This is a genomic window from Azomonas agilis, from assembly GCF_007830255.1.
GTDB classification, from domain to species: domain Bacteria; phylum Pseudomonadota; class Gammaproteobacteria; order Pseudomonadales; family Pseudomonadaceae; genus Azomonas; species Azomonas agilis.
On sequence record NZ_VLKG01000014.1, the window covers coordinates 1 to 19,527 of the forward strand.

Here is a 19,527-nt window from a genome sequence, read left to right on the forward strand (position 1 = left end):
TAATCAAGGAGCTACACCCATGACACTACGTCATATCCTCAGCCTCAATCCGTCCAAAATTCGGGCAATCGCCCATCGGCGCATGGCCTTAGCTGCCTTACACGCTGATTCCTCCCTCTCTACCCGCCTTAATCGCTACAACGACCACATGAACAAGGCCCGCGCGCTGGAAACCCTAGGAGGTGTTCAGTGAAACAGCCTGTTTTTAGTGCCGCTCAAGTAGCTGATGAAAGCCTAGAAACCGTCCGTTATGGCGTAGAGCACACCCGCTGGCTCACGGCATTGATGGCGGCTATTCCGGCGGTACTGGATGCCTCATCCCCCGCTGAAAACCGTATGGACGTAGCCAAGGATCTGGCCCGCTTGGGGCATTACTTGGCCCACGACTGTTCTCAGTATTTAAACGCTGAATCAGAGCGACTGGATAACGCCCTAAACGCCGTACAGGAGGTGAAGTAATGAGCCGCCTGCGTGAGTTACTGGTGGATCTGGACAGCATCGCCCCAGCCTTTAGAAATACCCCACTAACCACTGAGCAGACCGAGCGACTGCAACGTATTACACAAGCAGCGGATTCATGCTTTGGCACCCTGACTACGGGTGTTTCTGCCATTGGCTGGTGCATCGCCAGTGCCGCCCACAACCAAGACTTTGGCTTAAATGCCGATGAGCTAATGAGCCTTGGCTGGTTACTCCAAGAGCTGGGTAACCTCAGTCTGGTGATGACGGATTTAAGCCGAGGTGCTGAAGAACGTCTGAGTCTGGCTCAAGCGCTGGAGGTGACTCCATGAGCCGCCCTCCGATCAATCGCCGCCACAATGATGCTTTGGCTTATGAGCGGGCCAATACCCTGACCTGTGCCGGACTTGGTTTAAGCGCCATTGCTGATCTGCTGGGGGCCGATGGTAGTGAACACCACCTGCATCATGAATTGGAAAGCGGTTTAGCTAATGCAGCCAAAGCCCTAGCCGTGCTGGTGCAACAAACAGGTTATGAGCTGTGCGACCAGTTTGACCCTGATCTGCTGAACGCCCCCACCGAGGACTAACCATGACGAACTTAAAAAACCCTGCACCAGCGGGGACGGGATCGCTCATGCCTGAAAAAGCGGAATGGGCCTTTAAGGACGCACTGGAGGCCGCCTTCGGGCGGCTGGACTTTGTACCGATGATGGATGGCCACTTCCACCGCTTCCGCGTACCGGAGGACAAGTCCGGCACCCGTAACGGTTGGTATGTGGGCTTTCTGGACAACATTGCCAGCGGTGCTTTTGGCTCGTGGAAGCTGGGCCAAACCGGTACATGGAGCAGCCGTAAACCGACTGACCCCATCGAGGCCGAACTGATTCAACAGCGCATCGAGCAGGTCAAAGCCCAACGCCAAGCCGAGCAACAGTACCGGCACCAGCAGGCCGCTGAGAAGGCCCGAGGGATTTGGCAACGGGCAGTGCCCGCTCATCCTAGCCATGCGTATTTGGTGACCAAAAAAGTATCGGCCTACGGTCTGCGCCAGCGAGGGAATACCCTGCTGGTGCCGCTAATCCATAACGGCCAACTGGTGAACCAGCAATTCATCCAACCCGATGGCTGCAAACGCTTCCTCAGTGGTGGGCAGGTTAAAGGCTGTTATTCACCTTTAGGCCAGATCCAGACCGATAAGCCGCTGTATCTGTGTGAAGGCTGGGCCACCGGAGCCACCCTGCACCAGCACACCGGCTGTCCCGTGGCCTGTGCGATGAATGCGGGCAACCTGCTCCCGGCTGGTGTTCATCTCAAAGCCCGCTATCCCAATCTGGAGCTGATCGTCGCCGGTGATGACGACCGCCTTACCGAAGGCAATCCGGGCCGCACTAAGGCCATTGAAGCCGCTGCCAGCTTGGGGGCGCTGGTGCTCTTTCCTGACTGGCCCGAAGGGGCTCCCGAGCATTTAACCGACTTTAACGACCTGCTGTGCTGGCAGAAGGCTCAGGAGGTACAGCCATGAGCAACGATAAAATCCTACCCTTCACCGGCAAAGACCCGATCCAAGAGGCCATTAAACAGCTACCGGCAGATGCCGGAGCACTCTACAGTCCGGCGCTGCTTAAACGACTGCAACAGATTCGCCAGCAAGACCCCGCCCAGTTTGCCCGCATCCGCCAACAGGCCAAGGCCAGCAAAGTGCTGAGCATGACGGAGTTTGACCGCCTGACCGCGATACTTGAAACGGAGGACGCAAGCAGTGGATCCAGTCTGTTCAAAGAGGTGGAGCCTTGGCCGGAGGTGGTAGACGGGGCCGAGCTACTGGATGAGCTGAGCCATACGCTCCGCCGTTATGTGGTAGCTGACAAAGAAACCCTAAACGCCGCCGCACTCTGGGCCACCTTTACTTGGCTGGTGGACGTAGTGAGCGTGTGCCCGATTGCTCATATCACGGCCCCGGAGCCGCGCTGTGGTAAGTCGGTACTGCTGACAGCCTTGGGTAAATTGGCCTACCGTCCACTGCAAGTCTCCAACATCGCCACGGCGGCGCTGTACCGCTCCATTGAGCTGTGGTCACCCACCCTACTGATTGATGAGATAGATGCCTTTCTCGCCGCCCATGAGGATGCCCGAGGTATTCTCAATGCGGGCTTTACTCGGGACAGTGCGGTGGTGATTCGCTGCGTAGGCGATGACCATATGCCCACCGCGTTCAATGTCTGGGGCGCTAAGGCGCTGTGCGGGATTGGCGATATTGCTATCACCTTGGCCGACCGGAGCATCCCCCTGCGGATGCGCCGCCGTACCAGTGGAGAGCGGGCGGAGAATCTGCGGCGCTCCGATACACGGCTGTGGGAGCGCTTGCAATCCCGACTGGCGCGTTTCGCACAGGACAATGCTGAAGCCATTGGCCAAGCACGGCCTGAAATCATCCAAGGCTTGAATGACCGCGCTAACGATTGCTGGGAACCTCTACTGGCCATTGCCGAACAAGCCGGGGGCCACTGGCCTAAGCTGGCCCGAAATGCCGCCATGGTGCTGCACGGTTTGGAGGGAGAAGCCCCCAGCATCGGTGCCGAGCTGCTAGCCGATATTAAGGCCATCTTCAATCAGAAGAGCACCAGCAAGCTGTTCAGCGTCGATCTACTGGCCGCACTGGTTGAGGACGAAGAGGCTCCTTGGGCCGCTTGGAACCGAGGTCAGCCCATGCGTCTCAGGCAATTGGCTGACCGTCTGAGCGGCTTTGGGATCAAGTCTAAACAGCTGCGTATTGGTCTTGAAGGCGGACGAAAGGGTTATGAACAATCAGACTTCGTAGAGGCATGGAACCGATACCTTTCCTCAAATACCCCCTCTCAATCGTCTACACCTCTACAAGCCAATAACCACGTGGCTTACAGCGATTTTCAAAGGTCTACACAGTGCGACCCTGTAGAGGATAAAAAATCGCTACAAGCCACGAATGACAGGGGATGTAGAGTTGTAGAGGATAAAACACCCCCCCTACAGAAGGAGGCAGAGAAAAGAGCCTCTACAGAGGATAATGACGGGGAGTATTTCTGATGAGCAGCGCATTGGATTACCTCCGCACACAGGGACTAAACCCGCATCTGAATGAGGGGCGCTTATACGTTACTCCAGCCACCAAACTGACTGACGATATCCGCCAATGGGTTAAAGCCCATAAGGTCGAGCTACTGGCCGAACTTCAGCACAAGGCTGGGCCTATGCAAAATCGCACAGGCCTCCCTCCTCATACCCTGCTGGTGCGGGTTTCTAATCTGCTGGGCTGCTCAGGGGACTACCTATTGAAACAGGGGTTTCTTGAGCCCTGTGACTTGGAGGAACAGGCCGCTACCGATCCTTGGGTACTGGCTGAGGGAATACGCCGCAATCCGCGTTGGTGTCCGCCGCCAATGTCCGAACAACGGACAATGCCACCTGAGCCGGTAGGACAGGGGGAACCCCACGCACACACCACCCATTGGACAGCCCAGATAGCCCCAGCGGAATGGCTCCAAGCCCGTGATGCCTACCTTAATCACTTGCTGGCCTGCCCTAACTGCTGGGCTCCTATCAAGCGCTACTGTCCCGAAGGCCAAGCCCTGCACCAGTACTACCAGAACCAACCCAAGGAGGCTCGCCATGACTAACCAAGACCTACTCAAACGCCTGTGGGCCTTAGATGCTAAACACGGCCTCAGCATTCGTACTCAACTGCTGGTGCGCCGCCGTCTGTGTCGGGTGCTGTCTGAACAGCGGCACCAGCTACAGGAGGAACGCCAAACCCAGATCAGGGCGGCACGGCTACAACTGCCTAAGAACCCAAGCCCCTTCGATCAAGCCCGCATAAAACGACTGGAGCAAACTGCCAAGGGCTACCGTATCCACGAATTTGTGGAGACGCTGCGCCAGCAGATTCAGTTAGGCGGGGATCTGGTTATCAATCAGGCTATCTACGATGCCTTGGGACTGGATGAGCTGCTGGTGCTGCTCAATATCAACCCAGCCGACCACACATGGGTGTTGGAGCAAATGGGCGACGAACCACCCTTCTTTGGGCTGGTGTTTGTACCGGGCTCAGAAAACAGTGCCAGCCGTGAAGCTCAATGCAAGGAACATGGGCCTGTGCTGGAGGCGTGTTTGTCCTCCATCACTGAGGTCATGCGGCATCCTGATTTCAACCCAGAAGCCTTGGGCCGCAGGATTAGGGAGAAGTACAAGGGGCGGAGGTTGAGGCGGGTGAAGTGAGGCAAAGAAAAAATAGGGCTATTTAGCCCTATTTTCTGCGTAATCTTCATACATGAACCCAAGTGCTTTCTCGAAAGTACTGCCCAACAGCACCAAATTGAAGACGTGGGTGCTACCCAAGTAACAGAGATTGTTTGCCAAAGCGGAAAACACTGCTATACAGTTTTTGTCAAAGGACTTGTCAAATGATGTAGAATCCTTACCTAATTTGGGGATAGAGGGGAGATTAATCATGACTGATCGTGAAGGGGTACTGGCAAGAGCACCACTAATTTATGCATTCAGTGTGGTGAGATTTTCTCCCATTCTTAAGCTTCCCCAGCTCATTCCTAACATCCATCAGGCTATTCGGGATCGCCTTCCTGGGCTTTTCCAAATGGTCAAAAGCATGCAGCCTAGTGTTATCCAAGGGTCAGAACCGAATTCGTGGGCGTTCCTAGACCGTAATGCTGAGTACGCTTGTGTTCTGGGCATGGATCACCTGATCCTACAAAGCACAAACTACTTGCATTTTAGCAGCCATCTGGATCTCTTTCGAGAGTGTCTGACGGCCTTGACAACGCAGGCTGGCGGCCTCGACGTCGCTGGTGTCGGGATGCGTTATATCGATAGAATCGAACCTCTAGATGGGGAGACTCTCGCAGATTATCTTCCAGATACGCTGCTACCTCTCAAGTGCGAGCTGCTTGAGGAAAGGGAGGCAAAAGCTCTACTGGGGGTGTCCACCACTACCTATCAGCTAGATCCTGAATTCCTACACATCAGGTGCTGGCGTCAGACTGGCATGTGGATACCGGACGACCTGGCAGAACCAGCGATGGTCTTCGAGATTGCTAAGCAAACTCGGCAGCCTTCCAAGCCTTTTAGTCAACAACAGAGCGCGTTCGTGCCTGTTAGTGAAAATGGTGCGCTTTTAGATACCGATGCCTACTGGCCAATGCCCATGACTGAGAGACTAGGCACTGAAGAAATCTGTAGCATGCTCGATAAGCTGCACCAGACTGCTAATTTTGCTTTCAGGGCCGTAGCCAAAGATCACGCCTTTGAGGTTTGGGGGAGGTCAAGATGACTACCACAATTACTGGAATTACTGGAATTACTGGAATTACTGGGGAATGGGTAAGCCAGGCTGGTGGAGCCTCTGCTCCATCTGCACGGAGATGGGAGAGTCTGGAAATCGCTCCTCGTGTTGCTACGAGCACGGCTAATCCCGCAAAGGCGTTGATTTTTTCACTCATGCTGACAGTCGCGACTGCAACTACCCCAGCCGGCGGAGGTGATATCTCGCTTCGGTTAATCAGCTCTGCTGGTATAAGCCCTTACGATGTGGTGACAGGAGCGTGGACTGAGATTGATGCCAGTCACCCCGACATTACTGATGAGGTGGTGCCACATCTCATTGAAGAGCTTCGTAGCGAATACAAGTTGTCAGATAGCTCCATTGCCGAGATCTTCAATGTGTCTCGGCAGACAGTCTACAATTGGCGGACAGGAAAGACCGCGACTGGTTTTCCTGAGAAGGTCGGGGCTTTGACGGACGCTCTTCGGCAGGTCAGGTCGGAAGACGTACCATATCTACAACGAGTGCTGTTTTACCCTACCTCAGATGGGCGTCTCATTCAGGACACTCTCTCTGATAATGCATGGGCTCAAGATGGTGCCGCAGGAGTCGATGGGGTAGTTGCTGAGCTGATTGGTAAAGCTCAGCAGTTGCGTGATAGGGATCTAAAGACCATCGCCAGATTGGAAAAATCGGGCGGTTCTCATTCGGTTTGATATATGACTGACTCACCTGAAGATGAGGTTGTAAAAGCAATCAGTGCTGCTGATTGGCTGCAAGGAAATATCGTTTCAGGTGAAGCCTTGAAGTTATATATCCCTGACAGTGTGTTGACATCCCAATTTGACGGAGAGGTTCCTGATTTCTGGGTGCTTGCGTCTCATTCGTGCACAGTGCATGCACGAAAGTTCAACGATGCACCGTTGGTAGAATGGGTGGCTATTAAGGTCAAAAAAAAGTCATATCCACCATATTTGAATGCTCTTAATCCTCGAATACTACAGCTCGAAATTACTGAAAGGAAAATCTTCGAACTGAAAATCCATCGACGGCTGTGGACTAGCCGGAAAGTTCTCCCAAGTCTAACTCTAGATCGAAATGAGGCTCCAGCATTAAGTGATGAGCAACGCCGGACGCTCTCCTTCTGGCTTTCACATGCCTACAATAGAATTGCGATGCCAGATGCTTTGGTCGAACGCCTGAAGGCGGAGAGCGACAATGACGGCGTGAAGGGTATCGCTATCTGTGTGGATCAGTTTCTGAAAGATAACAACCACATGCTCGCTAGTGCTTGGGTTTCCTTTAACCCCAAGTTTGAGATCCAAGAGCGCGCAGAACCATATGAGGTTATCTTCCGCCTCCTAACGAAGCGTGAGCACGCCCGCCAAGCCACAGAGCTGCAAGCTAAGCTAACTGAAATGGTTGGTGTGGGCAGGGAGGTAAGCGAGGGCTTAACCTTCGGCGGAGCAGAGGTCACGGTCCTCCAAGACTTCACAATGCTCGATGCTGAGGACTTCGTTCGCTATAACCAGCACGACTGGCTGAGCCTTGGCAAAGAGGATGAAACTTCTACAGAAGAAGACACGGACTAGGCGACTTTACGCAAAAGAAGGGCGCAATTTTTGCGCCCTTCTTATTTGTACGAATTTCGTCCGATAGTTATACAAGGGGTAGTAGCAGGCAGCGACTAGGGGGGGCAGTTTTCTTGCCCGCCCTAACCAATAGCTTCAAATCAGCTTGCCCGTTTGCACTACCACATAGGCCCGTTCAATCTCCTGCTGACAGGAGTCAGGCAACAGCCACCATGATCGAACATCCACCGTAATAGGCAGGGCACTGGCTTGTAAGGCTTCTTTGAGCGCGAGATAACCAGCCACCTCCGCCTTTGGGTCGGTTGGAGCGCGCAGTACCAGATCAAGGTCACTGGTTTCATGGGCACCACCAGTAACACGACTGCCATAGGCCCATACCTCAGCGTGGGGAACCTGCTGGTGCAGTATGTGTTGCAGTAGGGTTAGATGACGAGGTTCTAAATACAGGTGGTTTAACTCAAGCACTGGCATTGAACACCTCCTGTTAATGCCCGCTTATCTGCCCAGTTATAGGCTGGAGTGGTGTATTGCGGGAGCGGTGAGGCTTCCAGTTGTCTGCCCGCATACATTGGCTGAAAACTCAGCTGATGCTCCATCTCCTGAACATTCAGGAGGTCTTCCATTCTCACTAAACCAAAAGCTAAGTTCAGGTTCATCATAGGGTTGGTGATGCACCAGCCATTCAGTGGACTGCAACACTGAAACACCTGAACGCAACGCTGTTGCATAAAACGCAACACCCCTACGCGCATTTGCCCAACAACGGCCCAATCACGGCCTGTCTCGATAGCCACCTACACGCGCACCTGATCGGTTCGTATGGATTTCGTCCGAACACCACCAGCCCGCACAAACTGCCGGAAACGACACTGAGTGCCATTTTCGACACGCTGTGATAGTTACGGTTACGCCAAGGTTACGGCCTAATCCATGTGCTGGTGGTTACCAAAGCGCTGGTTACCAGCTCGGTTACCACTGAAACCTTCATTGCTGGAGTATCGGTACTGGCTCTGCTGAAACTCATCATTCATGACTAGCAGCTCCTCAGTTTTGGCGGCTAGCTCCTCACCTTAGCTACAGCGATGACGGAGTTCCGGCATCGGTTCCGACCGAAACTCACCGGAACAGACTCGCCTGTAATTTCAGGTGAGCAAGCCTTGGGCACTAGCAAGGCTCAGAAGTGAGGCTTGGGTATGGAAAGCCAGCGTACATACCCGTTTTTCCGGGTATCAACTCCGATGTTTTATGGGAATTGATTACGGGGTTTTCTGGGAATTAGGACACCCGAATAGATGGTTTCCAAAGCACTGGTTTCCACTCAGGTTTCCACTGAAAAGCCAGATGTTCAGCAGAGTGTTTAGTGATCCTCATACCTGAGGATCTGGACAGTTACGAAAAAACTGTAACCGCTCCTAACCGGAATTTTCCTCCGGTTGGCGCTGGATTGTTGCTCAGATTTGAGCATCGGGCTGAAAAGCGTGGCCGCGCTCACCAGTCTGGAGCGATCCTCAAAAGTGAGGATCGGACGGTAATGACTGGATCTCCACCTGCTGGAGCAGTCCTCAGAAACGAGGATTGGGACGGAAAGCAAATAGTGGTGCCCCGCTTACCTTCAGCAGACTGGTTTGCAGTAGGTATGCAGGCTTGTTTGCTGAACGTATGCAAACTGGTGGGCCTGGCCTGACCTAATCTGTCCATGCCCTTCCTTTATGGCCTAAAAATCACCCGCCGGTGTGTTGCAAAACACAGGGTATTTGCAGGTAGTTTTGACGGTGCAAAACCCCATGCCACCGGCCCTACGCCTACTACTGCCCAGTCACTCAAAACTCTAAAGAAACATAAGGTGTTCACTGGTACTCGGATAACCCATTCAAATGCTTAAAGTGATCTATTGCGCTCTATTGGAGTAATGAGCAATGTTCAGCGAAGTTATGCCATTTAATGGCCTATAAGCGCTTAGATATGAGCTGTTTCCGCCTAACTCTGCCAAAATATAACCGCGCATTTTGTTAAGAAATGTCAAGGTAAAACGCTATTTCAAAGCGGGTGGTTTAAACAGATAGGCACCAGCAAACGACCTAGGCAAAAGAACGAATTTCGTCCTTTACGGCTGTTTGCTTGTCAGCACTTGGCTCAAAAACCAAAGCTGGGATTTTTGAGGAATTGAATTCAATCAAAGAGTTAAAGGGCTCCTCTGCTGGTACGCAAAACATAGGTACGCAGCATGGTACGCACGGAAAAACCTATTTCTGAGTGCGTACCTACTTGCTACAGAAACCACTCTGCGGTGTCATCTCCGGCACCAGCTATCGTGTCGGGAACACCTATGACCAACGCCAAACCCTCAGTCGTACAGACCATCCTAGAAGCCGTTAAAGACCTGCACGCTCAAGAGCAGATCGTGACTCGTGAGACACTGCATGAGCATCTGGGGATCAACTACGGGCCATTGGATAACGCCCTATCGGTACTCGTAGAGAATGGCGACATCATGCGGGTGCAAAGAGGCGTTTACATTCCGCGTCCTGATACCCGCCCCAACCGGCCCATGACCAAAACCATCATTCCCGGTGGCTGGGTCAAAATCGAAATAGGCGATGACTACGCCATATCCCTGAGCCCTGCCGAAAGTCGTGCTCTTGGAGAGCTGACTGCGGGTGCAGGTCAACAGTTTGCCGCTGTTGAGTTAGGACACCATGCCGCGATCATGGCCAGCATCTTGAACCAACGCCTTCTAAAACTGGAGCGCTTGTCCTCGCCTCTGGAGAATAGCTTGGCACTGGTGGCTCGAATCAAAGCACTTGAGGAAGAAGTGAAGCGGCTGTCTGAACGAAAGATCTTTAAGGGCAAGTCAAAGCGGGCTGAAGCTGACATTGCTGGTGCCTGATTGTAAGACGCGAACTATTTTTCGATTTCAGAATACGGAATCGAATTTTTTACTCAGCCTGCTCTCACCCTAAAAACCGACTAGTCGAAGGGGTACTTTTAAAAAAGTGAGTAGATTTGTGAGTAGACTAAAAAAATCAAACCAAATAACTCTTTATAAATCATAAAAATAGCTTATTAGTTCTAGTCCCTCCCGGGCACCATCAACATATCTCCAGCAATCTCCCCCAGTATCCCAACCTCAGTAAAATCAAGGCTTACAGCCTAATCTCCTGTCTCTAGCAGTATCCTCTTATCTCCCCCTATACCTTGTATTCTTGTATCCCTAATAAAACTCGAACTTTGGGATACACAGATGCAGCGCAAAGGCATAAAGCGTAGGCCTATGGCTGATGCGGTACTGGCCAGCCTAGAACCTGAGCTAAAGGAATACCGAGAACTGGATGGAGATGGCCTATATTTCCGGGTAAAGCCTGATGGTGGTAAGTCGTGGCAGCTACGCTACAAGACAGCTACAGGTAAGTGGTCATGGATCGGACTCGGTGGCTATCCGGATATCAGTGGAGCCCTAGCCCGTAAGAAAGCTACTGAGCTACGCCATAGCATTCGTAACGGTATAGACCCCATAGCTCAAAGGCGTACCAGTGAGGCTAACCAAGAGGCCACACAAGCCAGCCTGTTCAAGAATGTGGCCGAGGACTGGCTACCCCATAAATCCGGCAAGGCTTATCTGATAAACCCCTCAAGCAAGTACGGGCCTACCTAGAGAACGATATCCTCCCCATACTTGGCCATAAGCCTATAGATGACATTACCCGTACCAACTGCCGAGACCTACAAGCCAGCATTGAGGCTCGTGGTGCCCACAACATTGCTAAGAAGGTGCGTAGCTGGATCAACCAGATATTTGGCCATGCTATCGCTTCAGGGATTACTGAGAACGACCCAGCCAGCCGCCTGAAGGCCATAGCCATCAAACTTCCCACCACACGCCACCAACCCCACTTACTAGAACCTGAGCTACCGGACTTCCTCAAAGCCCTTAAAGGTAGCCCTAGCCGCCTTACAGCCCGTACCGCTGCATGGCTATGCCTATGGACAGCCTCTAGGCCGGGTATGGTGCGTTGGGCTGAGTGGACAGAGATAGACCTACAGGAAGCCGTCTGGACGATACCCGCCACTAAGATGAAGACTCGTAGGGATCATGTCTGCCCCTTACCTACTCAAGCCAGCCCTACAGGAACTGCATAAGCTTACAGGCCGTAGTCGGTGGCTATTCCCCGGCGTAGGCTCAAGGAATCCGGTTATCTCCCGGCCTTATTTCCTAAATACCGATGAGCTCAGCTCAACAAGTAAGGAGTCAGCAGTTAAACCTTTCCGAAATCTCAATAAGATTCAGGTCTGGATCTCGTACATAGACTGACCTAATTGGGCCAGTTGCACCTGTTCGACTGACAGGCCCCTCAATTATTGGCCACTGATGTTTTTCTAGCATTTTGATGACACTTTCGAGGTCAATATCAGCGATGAAGCATAGGTCAAGAGCCCCTGAAACCGGAAGGTGTGCTTTAGGCTCATGCTCATGTCCCCGTACATGAACATTGATTTTCTGATTACCAAAGCAGAACGCCAACCGCCCCTCTCCAAAGGTTTCTAGTCGCATTCCCAGCACTCGAATATAGAAATCCTTACAAGACTCGACATCTATTGTGGTTAACACAAGGTGGTCAAGATGACTGATCATTGGAGTCCTCTGAATGCTAAAATCTAACTCATCAACGAATCTGTATAGACTGAGCAGCATGCTAATGCCAGTCAAAAAAGCAAATTGACTGTTCCCTCCCAGACTTTCCAGATACTCCTTATCCTTCACCCCTTTAAAGCAAAAAAACCGAGCCTAGGCTCGGTTTTTACCATCCAAACAGCTACTTATTCAGCAGCTTCAACCGCTCCAGTAACGGGACGATCAACTAACTCTACGTAAGCCATAGGAGCGTTGTCTCCTGAACGGAAACCACACTTCAGGATGCGCAGATAACCACCTTGACGGCTGGCATAACGCTTACCCAGATCGTTAAACAGCTTACCTACGGCAGATTTTGAACGAGTACGATCAAAAGCCAAACGACGGTTAGCAACGCTGTCTTCTTTAGCCAGAGTAATTAGAGGCTCAGCGACGCGACGCAATTCTTTAGCTTTAGGCAGAGTCGTTTTAATCAGCTCATGCTCAAACAGAGAAACTGCCATGTTTTGGAACATGGCCTTACGGTGCGCACTGGTGCGGCTCAGATGACGGCCACTTTTACGATGACGCATGATGAAATTCCTTACCAAACACTCAAGTTCGGTGGTTAGGGACGTTAGGCCGTAGCCTTATCGTCCTTCTTCAGACTTGCTGGCGGCCAGTTATCGAGACGCATGCCCAGCGACAGACCACGAGAAGCCAAAACGTCCTTGATTTCTGTCAGGGACTTTTTGCCCAAGTTCGGAGTCTTCAGCAATTCCACTTCAGTGCGCTGAATCAGGTCACCGATATAGTAGATATTCTCTGCTTTGAGACAATTAGCCGAACGAACGGTCAACTCCAAGTCATCGACGGGACGCAGGAGGATAGGATCAATCTCATCCTCTTGCTCAACAACTACAGGCTCACTGTCACTCTTCAGATCAACGAAAGCCGCTAACTGCTGCTGCAAAATGGTAGCAGCACGACGGATGGCTTCCTCTGGATCCAAGGTACCATTGGTTTCCAGATCAATGACCAATTTGTCTAAGTTAGTGCGTTGCTCTACGCGAGCACTTTCAACCACATAAGCCACACGGCGTACAGGGCTGAAGGTTGCATCTAACTGCAAACGACCAATACTGCGACTTTCGTCTTCATCGGTCTGACGAGCGTCAGCGGACTCATAACCGCGTCCACGCAAAACCTTCAGACGCATGCTCAGTGAGCCATTATCCGCCAGATTAGCAATCAGATGATCACTATTAACGATTTCAACATCGTGCTCCAGCTGAATATCGGCAGCGGTTACTGGGCCTGGGCCTTTTTTCACCAAGCTCAGGGTCACTTCATCGCGACCATGCAGTTTGATAGCAAGCCCTTTGAGGTTAAGCAGGATCTCAATAACATCCTCCTGCACACCTTCAATAGCACTGTACTCGTGCAATACCCCGTCGATCTCCGCCTCAACTACCGCGCAGCCAGGCATGGAAGACAACAGAATGCGACGCAGCGCATTACCCAGTGTGTGACCAAAACCGCGCTCTAAAGGTTCAAGCGTAATTTTGGCACGGGTTGAACTAACCACTTGCACATCAATGTGACGAGGGGTCAGAAACTCATTTACCGAACTCTGCATGGAGATACCTATTTTCTAGCCCTTACTTAGAGTAGAGCTCGACAATCAGGTTTTCGTTGATGTCGGCAGACAGATCGCTGCGAGCCGGCACGCTTTTGAAGACACCGGATTTTTTCTCGGCATCAACATCTAGCCACTCAACCCGACCGCGCTGAGCACACAGCTCAAGTGCTTGAGCAATACGCAGCTGATTTTTACTTTTTTCGCGAACAGCAACCACATCACCTACTTTCACTTGATAAGAAGGAATGTTTACCGTTTTGCCATTCACAACAATTGCTTTGTGGGAAACCAATTGACGGGATTCAGCGCGGGTAGCACCAAAACCCATACGGTATACCACGTTATCCAGACGGCACTCTAACAGCTGCAACAGGTTCTCACCGGTAGCGCCCTTCTGGCTAGCAGCTTGCTTGTAGTAACCGTTGAATTGACGCTCCAGTACACCATAGATGCGGCGAACTTTTTGCTTTTCGCGCAACTGAGTACCGTAGTCAGATAAACGACCACGACGCTGACCATGGATACCTGGGGGTGTCTCGATGTTGCACTTGGATTCCAGAGCGCGAGCACCGCTTTTCAGGAACAGATCTGTACCTTCGCGGCGAGACAGTTTACATTTGGGACCAATATAACGAGCCATTTCTCAACTGTCTCCTGTTACACGCGGCGCTTCTTCGGCGGACGGCAGCCATTATGAGGGATCGGTGTAACATCAGTGATGCTAGCGATCTTATAGCCACAAGCGTTAAGGGCACGCACAGCAGATTCACGACCTGGGCCTGGGCCTTTAACGTTTACATCCAAATTTTTTAAACCGTACTCTAAAGCCGCTTGGCCAGCACGCTCAGCAGCTACTTGAGCCGCGAAAGGAGTACTTTTACGAGAGCCACGGAAACCTGATCCACCAGAAGTAGCCCAAGAAAGAGCGTTACCCTGACGATCAGTAATAGTTACGATAGTGTTATTGAACGAAGCGTGAATATGCGCAACGCCATCAACTACCGTCTTTTTGACTTTTTTACGGGGACGAGCAGCAGGTTTTGCCATGATCAAATTCCTGTCAGTGTGCCAAAGCGATTACTTGCGGATTGGCTTACGCGGCCCTTTACGGGTGCGAGCATTGGTTTTGGTACGCTGGCCACGGACAGGTAGACCACGACGATGACGCAGACCACGGTAGCAACCTAAGTCCATCAGACGTTTGATCTTCATGTTGATTTCGCGACGCAGATCGCCTTCAGTGGTCAATTTAGCCACTTCACCGCGCAACTGCTCAATCTGCTCGTCAGACAGATCTTTGATTTTTGCAGCCGGATTTACACCGGTAGCAGAACAAATACTTCTTGCGGTCGTGCGACCTACACCATAGATGTAGGTTAACGAGATAACAGTATGCTTGTTATCTGGAATGTTTACGCCTGCAATACGGGCCATTCAGTGAAACTCCGATTGACAGCAGCTTAATACCTTGGAAGCCAAGAAAAAGGTATTAGCCATTACGCTGTAAAAATATAATCTACCCGACAGCACACTAGCTGCCGGGGTCAAGCGTTTACCACACTCAGCCTTGGCGCTGTTTGTGACGCGGCTCTACGCTGCAAATCACTCGTACCACACCATCGCGACGAATGATTTTGCAGTTACGGCATAGTTTTTTTACCGATGCACGAACTTTCATCAGCAACTCCTCAACCTTACGGACTGATGTACTTAGCGCAGCATGCCGCCGCCATAGCCCTTCAGGTTTGCTTTTTTCATTAGGGACTCATACTGATGGGATACGAGGTGTGACTGAACCTGAGACATAAAGTCCATCACCACAACCACCACGATCAGCAGCGAAGTTCCACCCAAGTAAAACGGCACATTGGCAGCTACAACCAAAAATTGAGGCAATAGACAAACAACTGTCATATACAACGCCCCAAATAAGGTCAAACGAGTCAATACACCATCAATGTAACGTGCAGATTGATCACCAGGGCGAATCCCTGGAATGAACGCACCTGACTTCTTCAGATTCTCCGCAACATCCTTAGGATTGAACATCAAGGCGGTGTAGAAGAAGCAGAAGAAAATAATTCCGGCACTGAACAACAGGATATTTAGTGGTTGTCCCGGAGCAATCGCTTGGGAAAGATCAGCTAAAAACCCTAAACCTTCTGACTGGCCAAACCACTGCCCCAAAGAAGCAGGGAATAGCAGCAAGCTGCTGGCGAAAATAGCAGGAATAACCCCTGCCATGTTCACTTTCAAAGGTAAGTGACTGTTTTGGGCAGCAAAAACTTTACGACCTTGTTGGCGCTTAGCGTAATGCACCGCGATACGACGCTGACCACGCTCGATAAACACCACAAAACCAATAACCGCGATGGCTAAAAGACCGATCAACAGTAATGCCAAAATGTTGATGTCACCTTGACGAGCAGACTCGAAAGACTGCCCCAAGGCTGAGGGTAAACCGGCCACGATACCAGCAAAAATCAGCATGGAAATGCCGTTACCCACACCACGCTCTGTAATCTGCTCTCCCAACCACATCATGAACATGGAGCCAGAAACAAAGGTAGTTACTGCAACAAAATGAAAATTAAAGTCGCTGCTAAAAGCTACACCCTGACCTGCCAGACCCACAGATACACCGATGGCCTGAACGATAGCCAGAGCTAGAGCACCATAACGAGTGTACTGGCTGATCTTACGACGACCTGCCTCCCCTTCTCGCTTCAACTGCTCTAGCTGCGGCATAATGGCGGTCATCAATTGGACGATAATCGATGCCGAAATATAGGGCATGATACCCAGCGCAAAAATACTCATGCGCTCCAATGCACCACCAGAGAACATATTAAACAGGCTAAGGATAGTCCCCTCGTTCTGCCGAAACAGCTCCGCTAGCTTGTCAGGGTTGATGCCAGGAACGGGGATATGAGCCCCAATCCGATACACAACGATGGCCAAAAGCAGGAAACGCAAACGCGCCCACAGTTCGGACAATCCCCCGTTCGCCAGGGCAGAGAGAGCACCTTGCCTGTTCATTTAGTCCTCGAACTTACCGCCAGCGGCTTCAATCGCAGCACGGGCACCTTTAGTGGCACCAATGCCTTTCAGGGTCAGAGCGCGAGTCACATCACCTGAGAGCATTACTTTGACGCGCTGTACGTTACGGTTAACCACATTGGCATCTTTCAATGCTTGCAGGGTTACTACATCGCCCTCTACTTTGGCCAGCTCAGAAGTGCGAACTTCTGCACGATCCAAAGCTTTCAGAGAAACGAAACCGAACTTAGGCAAACGACGGTGTAAAGGCTGTTGACCACCCTCGAATCCGGGAGCAATTTTGCCACCAGAGCGAGAGGTTTGACCTTTATGGCCACGGCCACCGGTTTTACCAAGGCCGCTGCCGATACCGCGACCGAGGCGGCGCTTTTCGCGACGGGCACCGGGTGCAGAACGCAGATCATTCAGCTTCATGGATTAACCCTCCACACGAAGCAGATAATAGGCTTTATTAATCATGCCGCGATTTTCGGGAGTATCCAGAACCTCAACGGTATGACCAATGCGACGCAGACCTAAGCCTTTAACACAGGCTTTATGATTTGCGATACGGCCATTCAGACTCTTAATCAGAGTTACCTTGATGTTGCCAGCCATAATCAAAGAATCTCCTCGACAGTCTTGCCACGCTTGGCAGCGACAGAATCGGGTGATTGCATGGCTTTCAAACCTTTAAAAGTGGCATTTACCACGTTTACAGGATTGGTTGAGCCGTAGCACTTGGCTAACACGTTATGCACACCGGCCACTTCCAATACGGCACGCATAGCGCCACCAGCGATGACACCCGTACCCTCAGAAGCCGGCTGCATGAACACTTTAGAAGCGCCGTGGGCAGACTTCACAGGATACTGCAGTGTAGTGCCGTTCAGATCCACTTGGATCATGTTACGACGAGCAGCTTCCATCGCCTTTTGAATGGCAGCAGGCACTTCACGGGATTTACCGCGACCGAAGCCTACACGGCCCTTACCATCACCTACTACAGTCAGAGCAGTAAAGGTGAAAATACGGCCGCCTTTAACGGTTTTGGCAACGCGGTTAACCTGAACCAGCTTCTCGATATAACCTTCGTCGCGCTTTTGGTCGTTGTTTGCCATAACTTAGAACTCCAGCCCGCCTTCACGAGCAGCATCAGCCAAGGCTTTAACGCGACCGTGGTATTTAAAGCCAGAACGGTCAAAAGCCACCTTGGTTACACCAGCTGCTTTAGCGCGCTCGGCAACCAACAAACCTACTTTTTTAGCTGCTTCGACGTTGCCCGTGGCAGCATCACGCAGATCTTTGTCCAAGGTTGAGGCTGCGGCCAAAACCTTGCTGCCGTCGGCCGAGATGACCTGGGCATAGATGTGCTGGGATGAGCGATACACACAAAGGCGTACCACTTCCAGCTCACGCATCCTCAGGCGAGCCTGACGGGCGCGACGCAGACGAGTTTCTTTCTTTGCGCTCATTTGCTATGCCCTACTTACTTTTTCTTGGCTTCTTTGCGATGAACAACTTCATCAGCATAACGAACACCCTTACCTTTATAAGGCTCGGGACGACGGAAATCACGAATCTCAGCAGCCACTTGACCCACTAACTGCTTATCGATTCCCTTAATCAGAATATCAGTCTGAGAAGGTGTTTCAGCCGTGATGCCCGTAGGCAGCTCATAGTCAATAGGATGAGAATATCCCAAAGCCAAGCTCAGCACTTGACCCTTAGCTTGAGCTTTATAACCTACACCAACCAGCTGTAGTTTGCGCTCAAAGCCTTGAGAGACACCGATAACCATATTGTTTACTAGAGCACGGGTAGTTCCGGCCATAGCTCTGTTTTGCTGTTCGCCACCACGAGCCGCGAAACGCAGTTCGCCAGACTCTTGGGTCACTTCAACAGCAGGGTGCAGTTTCAGCTCTAGGGTACCTTTGGCACCTTTAATAGATAACTGCTCACCGTCCAGCTTAATTTCTACGCCAGCTGGTAACTTGACGGGGTTTTTCGCAACACGAGACATGTCTGAATCCCCTTAGAACACAGTGCAGAGCACTTCGCCACCAACACCAGCAGCACGGGCTGCACGATCTGTCATCACACCTTTATTGGTGGAAACGATCGATACACCCAAACCGCCGCGTACTTTAGGCAGCTGATCCACAGATTTGTACTGACGCAGTCCAGGACGGCTTACACGCTTAAGCTCTTCAATAACTGGACGGCCTTCAAAGTACTTCAACTCAATAGACAGCAACGGTTTAACATCGCTGCTGACTTGGTATCCAAGGATATAGCCTTCAGTTTTTAGAACGTCAGCTACTGCCACCTTCAGCTTGGAAGACGGCATGTTCACCACGGTCTTCTCAGCCATCTGGGCATTACGGATACGAGTTAGCATGTCCGCTAACGGGTCCTGCATACTCATGGGCTTACTACTCCTACAATAAAACCTAAACACTGGCCAACACGGCCAAGTTTTAGGGAGCGGGGAATTCTATAGGTCGCTCACAAACGAATCAAGCCCCGTTAGGGGCTTGATTCACTGCAACCGATTACCAGCTGGCTTTGACCAAGCCGGGAATGTCACCGCGCATGGCGGCTTGACGCAGCATGTTACGAGACAGACCGAACTTACGGTATACACCGTGTGGACGGCCAGTCAGACGGCAACGATTACGCAGACGAGAGGAACTAGCATCGCGAGGCTGCTTCTGTAGAGCGATTTGGGCATTCCAACGCTCTTCAGGAGTAGATTTTGGGCTGGCGATGGTAGCCTTCAGCGCAGCGCGCTTTTGGGCGTATTTGGCAACAGTGAGCTGACGCTTCAGCTCACGGTTTTTCATGCTCTCTTTAGCCATAACAACCTAATC

At 51.6% G+C, this 19,527-nt stretch carries 29 protein-coding genes and 1 pseudogene; 13 read left to right on the plus strand and 17 right to left on the minus strand.

The features are described from left to right. From LX59_RS15645 to LX59_RS15650, 11 genes are all read left to right on the plus strand, one after another. Positions 1–193, plus strand: a 193-nt coding sequence (locus LX59_RS15645; RefSeq protein WP_211354871.1) for a hypothetical protein, incomplete at its 5' end; no start/stop codon positions are given. Continuing rightward, on the plus strand, positions 190–459 hold the full coding sequence (locus tag LX59_RS14020; RefSeq protein ID WP_144569802.1) for a hypothetical protein: 270 nt from the start codon (positions 190–192) through the stop codon (positions 457–459). The genes LX59_RS15645 and LX59_RS14020, both read left to right, overlap by 4 nt. Beyond that, entirely contained in the window at positions 459–791 is a 333-nt protein-coding gene (locus LX59_RS14025; RefSeq protein ID WP_144569801.1) for a hypothetical protein, read from the plus strand. The genes LX59_RS14020 and LX59_RS14025 overlap by 1 nt, the downstream gene beginning before the upstream one ends. After that, positions 788–1,048, plus strand: coding sequence for a hypothetical protein (locus LX59_RS14030; RefSeq protein ID WP_246118638.1), 261 nt, complete (start codon positions 788–790; stop codon positions 1,046–1,048). The genes LX59_RS14025 and LX59_RS14030 overlap by 4 nt, the downstream gene beginning before the upstream one ends. A 47-nt stretch (positions 1,049–1,095) precedes the next feature. Next, a complete protein-coding gene (locus tag LX59_RS14035; protein WP_144573110.1) occupies positions 1,096–1,983 on the plus strand; it encodes a toprim domain-containing protein in 888 nt (295 codons plus the stop codon). After that, on the plus strand, positions 1,980–3,524 hold the full coding sequence (locus tag LX59_RS14040; protein ID WP_144572984.1) for a DUF3631 domain-containing protein: 1,545 nt from the start codon (positions 1,980–1,982) through the stop codon (positions 3,522–3,524). Before LX59_RS14035 ends, LX59_RS14040 begins: the two co-directional genes overlap by 4 nt. Beyond that, positions 3,524–4,114: a hypothetical protein gene (locus tag LX59_RS14045; protein ID WP_144572986.1), complete on the plus strand. Its 591-nt coding sequence runs from the start codon at positions 3,524–3,526 to the stop codon at positions 4,112–4,114. Before LX59_RS14040 ends, LX59_RS14045 begins: the two co-directional genes overlap by 1 nt. After that, the gene (locus tag LX59_RS14050) at positions 4,107–4,712 is read left to right on the plus strand and encodes a hypothetical protein (RefSeq protein ID WP_144572988.1); all 606 of its coding nucleotides are present in this window, start codon (positions 4,107–4,109) and stop codon (positions 4,710–4,712) included. Before LX59_RS14045 ends, LX59_RS14050 begins: the two co-directional genes overlap by 8 nt. A 232-nt stretch (positions 4,713–4,944) precedes the next feature. Then, entirely contained in the window at positions 4,945–5,781 is an 837-nt protein-coding gene (locus LX59_RS14055; RefSeq protein WP_144572990.1) for a TIGR04255 family protein, read from the plus strand. Then, positions 5,778–6,488, plus strand: coding sequence for a helix-turn-helix domain-containing protein (locus tag LX59_RS14060; RefSeq protein WP_246118773.1), 711 nt, complete (start codon positions 5,778–5,780; stop codon positions 6,486–6,488). The genes LX59_RS14055 and LX59_RS14060 overlap by 4 nt, the downstream gene beginning before the upstream one ends. Before the next feature lie 3 nt (positions 6,489–6,491). Further along, a complete protein-coding gene (locus LX59_RS15650) occupies positions 6,492–7,364 on the plus strand; it encodes a hypothetical protein (RefSeq protein ID WP_170234387.1) in 873 nt (290 codons plus the stop codon). Between the two features lie 135 nt (positions 7,365–7,499). Here LX59_RS15650 and LX59_RS14070 read toward each other — a convergent pair whose 3' ends face one another. Together LX59_RS14070 and LX59_RS14075 are read right to left on the minus strand one after the other, a co-directional pair. After that, entirely contained in the window at positions 7,500–7,835 is a 336-nt protein-coding gene (locus LX59_RS14070; protein WP_144572993.1) for a nucleotidyltransferase family protein, read from the minus strand. After that, on the minus strand, positions 7,817–8,158 hold the full coding sequence (locus LX59_RS14075; RefSeq protein ID WP_144572995.1) for a hypothetical protein: 342 nt from the start codon (positions 8,156–8,158) through the stop codon (positions 7,817–7,819). The genes LX59_RS14070 and LX59_RS14075 overlap by 19 nt, the downstream gene beginning before the upstream one ends. Positions 8,159–9,690: 1,532 nt before the next feature. Between LX59_RS14075 and LX59_RS14080 the strand changes: the two genes are divergently transcribed. Both LX59_RS14080 and LX59_RS16210 read left to right on the plus strand, forming a co-directional pair. Further along, the gene (locus LX59_RS14080; protein ID WP_211354870.1) at positions 9,691–10,251 is read left to right on the plus strand and encodes a type IV toxin-antitoxin system AbiEi family antitoxin domain-containing protein; all 561 of its coding nucleotides are present in this window, start codon (positions 9,691–9,693) and stop codon (positions 10,249–10,251) included. Positions 10,252–10,605: 354 nt separating this feature from the next. Next, positions 10,606–11,562 (plus strand): annotated as a pseudogene (locus tag LX59_RS16210) (tyrosine-type recombinase/integrase); the annotation flags it as partial. A 48-nt stretch (positions 11,563–11,610) separates the two neighbouring features. Here the strand turns inward: LX59_RS16210 and LX59_RS14090 are convergent. The 15 genes from LX59_RS14090 to rpsN all read right to left on the minus strand — a co-directional run bounded on the left by LX59_RS14090 (position 11,611) and on the right by rpsN (position 19,515). After that, a complete protein-coding gene (locus LX59_RS14090) occupies positions 11,611–11,994 on the minus strand; it encodes a VOC family protein (RefSeq protein WP_144573115.1) in 384 nt (127 codons plus the stop codon). A 185-nt stretch (positions 11,995–12,179) separates the two neighbouring features. Next, entirely contained in the window at positions 12,180–12,566 is a 387-nt protein-coding gene (gene rplQ, locus LX59_RS14095) for a 50S ribosomal protein L17 (RefSeq protein WP_144572997.1), read from the minus strand. Between the two features lie 44 nt (positions 12,567–12,610). Then, a complete protein-coding gene (locus LX59_RS14100; protein ID WP_144572999.1) occupies positions 12,611–13,612 on the minus strand; it encodes a DNA-directed RNA polymerase subunit alpha in 1,002 nt (333 codons plus the stop codon). Positions 13,613–13,634: 22 nt separating this feature from the next. Then, complete coding sequence (rpsD, locus tag LX59_RS14105; protein ID WP_144573002.1) at positions 13,635–14,255, minus strand: 30S ribosomal protein S4; 621 nt, start codon at positions 14,253–14,255, stop codon at positions 13,635–13,637. Between the two features lie 17 nt (positions 14,256–14,272). Further along, positions 14,273–14,662, minus strand: a complete 390-nt coding sequence (gene rpsK / locus LX59_RS14110) for a 30S ribosomal protein S11 (protein ID WP_144573004.1) — start codon at positions 14,660–14,662, stop codon at positions 14,273–14,275. Between the two features lie 30 nt (positions 14,663–14,692). Next, positions 14,693–15,049 carry a 30S ribosomal protein S13 gene (gene rpsM, locus LX59_RS14115; RefSeq protein ID WP_144573006.1) on the minus strand — a complete coding sequence of 119 codons (357 nt, stop codon included), beginning with the start codon at positions 15,047–15,049 and terminating at the stop codon, positions 14,693–14,695. A gap of 127 nt (positions 15,050–15,176) precedes the next feature. Beyond that, positions 15,177–15,293 carry a 50S ribosomal protein L36 gene (gene rpmJ, locus LX59_RS14120; RefSeq protein WP_144573008.1) on the minus strand — a complete coding sequence of 39 codons (117 nt, stop codon included), beginning with the start codon at positions 15,291–15,293 and terminating at the stop codon, positions 15,177–15,179. Positions 15,294–15,325: 32 nt separating this feature from the next. Further along, positions 15,326–16,654: a preprotein translocase subunit SecY gene (secY, locus tag LX59_RS14125; RefSeq protein ID WP_144573010.1), complete on the minus strand. Its 1,329-nt coding sequence runs from the start codon at positions 16,652–16,654 to the stop codon at positions 15,326–15,328. Next, positions 16,655–17,089: a 50S ribosomal protein L15 gene (rplO, locus tag LX59_RS14130; RefSeq protein ID WP_144573011.1), complete on the minus strand. Its 435-nt coding sequence runs from the start codon at positions 17,087–17,089 to the stop codon at positions 16,655–16,657. Between the two features lie 3 nt (positions 17,090–17,092). Beyond that, a complete protein-coding gene (rpmD, locus tag LX59_RS14135; RefSeq protein WP_144573013.1) occupies positions 17,093–17,272 on the minus strand; it encodes a 50S ribosomal protein L30 in 180 nt (59 codons plus the stop codon). Positions 17,273–17,274: 2 nt separating this feature from the next. Continuing rightward, positions 17,275–17,775 (minus strand): 30S ribosomal protein S5, encoded by a 501-nt coding sequence (gene rpsE, locus LX59_RS14140; RefSeq protein ID WP_144573015.1) that lies wholly within the window; start codon positions 17,773–17,775, stop codon positions 17,275–17,277. A gap of 3 nt (positions 17,776–17,778) precedes the next feature. Then, entirely contained in the window at positions 17,779–18,129 is a 351-nt protein-coding gene (rplR, locus tag LX59_RS14145) for a 50S ribosomal protein L18 (RefSeq protein ID WP_144573017.1), read from the minus strand. A 14-nt stretch (positions 18,130–18,143) separates the two neighbouring features. Further along, positions 18,144–18,677, minus strand: a complete 534-nt coding sequence (gene rplF / locus LX59_RS14150) for a 50S ribosomal protein L6 (RefSeq protein ID WP_144573019.1) — start codon at positions 18,675–18,677, stop codon at positions 18,144–18,146. 12 nt (positions 18,678–18,689) lie between these two features. Further along, positions 18,690–19,082, minus strand: coding sequence for a 30S ribosomal protein S8 (gene rpsH / locus LX59_RS14155; RefSeq protein WP_144573021.1), 393 nt, complete (start codon positions 19,080–19,082; stop codon positions 18,690–18,692). 127 nt (positions 19,083–19,209) lie between these two features. Then, positions 19,210–19,515: a 30S ribosomal protein S14 gene (rpsN, locus tag LX59_RS14160; RefSeq protein ID WP_144573023.1), complete on the minus strand. Its 306-nt coding sequence runs from the start codon at positions 19,513–19,515 to the stop codon at positions 19,210–19,212. Between the last annotated feature and the right edge of the window lie 12 nt (positions 19,516–19,527).

What these genes read in the sequence shown, in the direction of transcription:
- LX59_RS14025 (WP_144569801.1), top strand. Translation starts at nt 459, where the DNA reads ATGAGCCGCCTGCGTGAGTTACTGGTGGATCTGGACAGCATCGCCCCA.
- LX59_RS14030 (WP_246118638.1), top strand. Translation starts at nt 788, where the DNA reads ATGAGCCGCCCTCCGATCAATCGCCGCCACAATGATGCTTTGGCTTAT.
- LX59_RS14035 (WP_144573110.1), top strand. Translation starts at nt 1,096, where the DNA reads ATGCCTGAAAAAGCGGAATGGGCCTTTAAGGACGCACTGGAGGCCGCC.
- LX59_RS14040 (WP_144572984.1), top strand. Translation starts at nt 1,980, where the DNA reads ATGAGCAACGATAAAATCCTACCCTTCACCGGCAAAGACCCGATCCAA.
- LX59_RS14045 (WP_144572986.1), top strand. Translation starts at nt 3,524, where the DNA reads ATGAGCAGCGCATTGGATTACCTCCGCACACAGGGACTAAACCCGCAT.
- LX59_RS14050 (WP_144572988.1), top strand. Translation starts at nt 4,107, where the DNA reads ATGACTAACCAAGACCTACTCAAACGCCTGTGGGCCTTAGATGCTAAA.
- LX59_RS14055 (WP_144572990.1), top strand. Translation starts at nt 4,945, where the DNA reads ATGACTGATCGTGAAGGGGTACTGGCAAGAGCACCACTAATTTATGCA.
- LX59_RS14060 (WP_246118773.1), top strand. Translation starts at nt 5,778, where the DNA reads ATGACTACCACAATTACTGGAATTACTGGAATTACTGGAATTACTGGG.
- LX59_RS15650 (WP_170234387.1), top strand. Translation starts at nt 6,492, where the DNA reads ATGACTGACTCACCTGAAGATGAGGTTGTAAAAGCAATCAGTGCTGCT.
- LX59_RS14070 (WP_144572993.1), bottom strand. Translation starts at nt 7,835, where the DNA reads ATGCCAGTGCTTGAGTTAAACCACCTGTATTTAGAACCTCGTCATCTA.
- LX59_RS14080 (WP_211354870.1), top strand. Translation starts at nt 9,691, where the DNA reads ATGACCAACGCCAAACCCTCAGTCGTACAGACCATCCTAGAAGCCGTT.
- LX59_RS14090 (WP_144573115.1), bottom strand. Translation starts at nt 11,994, where the DNA reads ATGATCAGTCATCTTGACCACCTTGTGTTAACCACAATAGATGTCGAG.
- rplQ (WP_144572997.1), bottom strand. Translation starts at nt 12,566, where the DNA reads ATGCGTCATCGTAAAAGTGGCCGTCATCTGAGCCGCACCAGTGCGCAC.
- LX59_RS14100 (WP_144572999.1), bottom strand. Translation starts at nt 13,612, where the DNA reads ATGCAGAGTTCGGTAAATGAGTTTCTGACCCCTCGTCACATTGATGTG.
- rpsD (WP_144573002.1), bottom strand. Translation starts at nt 14,255, where the DNA reads ATGGCTCGTTATATTGGTCCCAAATGTAAACTGTCTCGCCGCGAAGGT.
- rpsK (WP_144573004.1), bottom strand. Translation starts at nt 14,662, where the DNA reads ATGGCAAAACCTGCTGCTCGTCCCCGTAAAAAAGTCAAAAAGACGGTA.
- rpsM (WP_144573006.1), bottom strand. Translation starts at nt 15,049, where the DNA reads ATGGCCCGTATTGCAGGCGTAAACATTCCAGATAACAAGCATACTGTT.
- rpmJ (WP_144573008.1), bottom strand. Translation starts at nt 15,293, where the DNA reads ATGAAAGTTCGTGCATCGGTAAAAAAACTATGCCGTAACTGCAAAATC.
- secY (WP_144573010.1), bottom strand. Translation starts at nt 16,654, where the DNA reads ATGAACAGGCAAGGTGCTCTCTCTGCCCTGGCGAACGGGGGATTGTCC.
- rplO (WP_144573011.1), bottom strand. Translation starts at nt 17,089, where the DNA reads ATGAAGCTGAATGATCTGCGTTCTGCACCCGGTGCCCGTCGCGAAAAG.
- rpmD (WP_144573013.1), bottom strand. Translation starts at nt 17,272, where the DNA reads ATGGCTGGCAACATCAAGGTAACTCTGATTAAGAGTCTGAATGGCCGT.
- rpsE (WP_144573015.1), bottom strand. Translation starts at nt 17,775, where the DNA reads ATGGCAAACAACGACCAAAAGCGCGACGAAGGTTATATCGAGAAGCTG.
- rplR (WP_144573017.1), bottom strand. Translation starts at nt 18,129, where the DNA reads ATGAGCGCAAAGAAAGAAACTCGTCTGCGTCGCGCCCGTCAGGCTCGC.
- rplF (WP_144573019.1), bottom strand. Translation starts at nt 18,677, where the DNA reads ATGTCTCGTGTTGCGAAAAACCCCGTCAAGTTACCAGCTGGCGTAGAA.
- rpsH (WP_144573021.1), bottom strand. Translation starts at nt 19,082, where the DNA reads ATGAGTATGCAGGACCCGTTAGCGGACATGCTAACTCGTATCCGTAAT.
- rpsN (WP_144573023.1), bottom strand. Translation starts at nt 19,515, where the DNA reads ATGGCTAAAGAGAGCATGAAAAACCGTGAGCTGAAGCGTCAGCTCACT.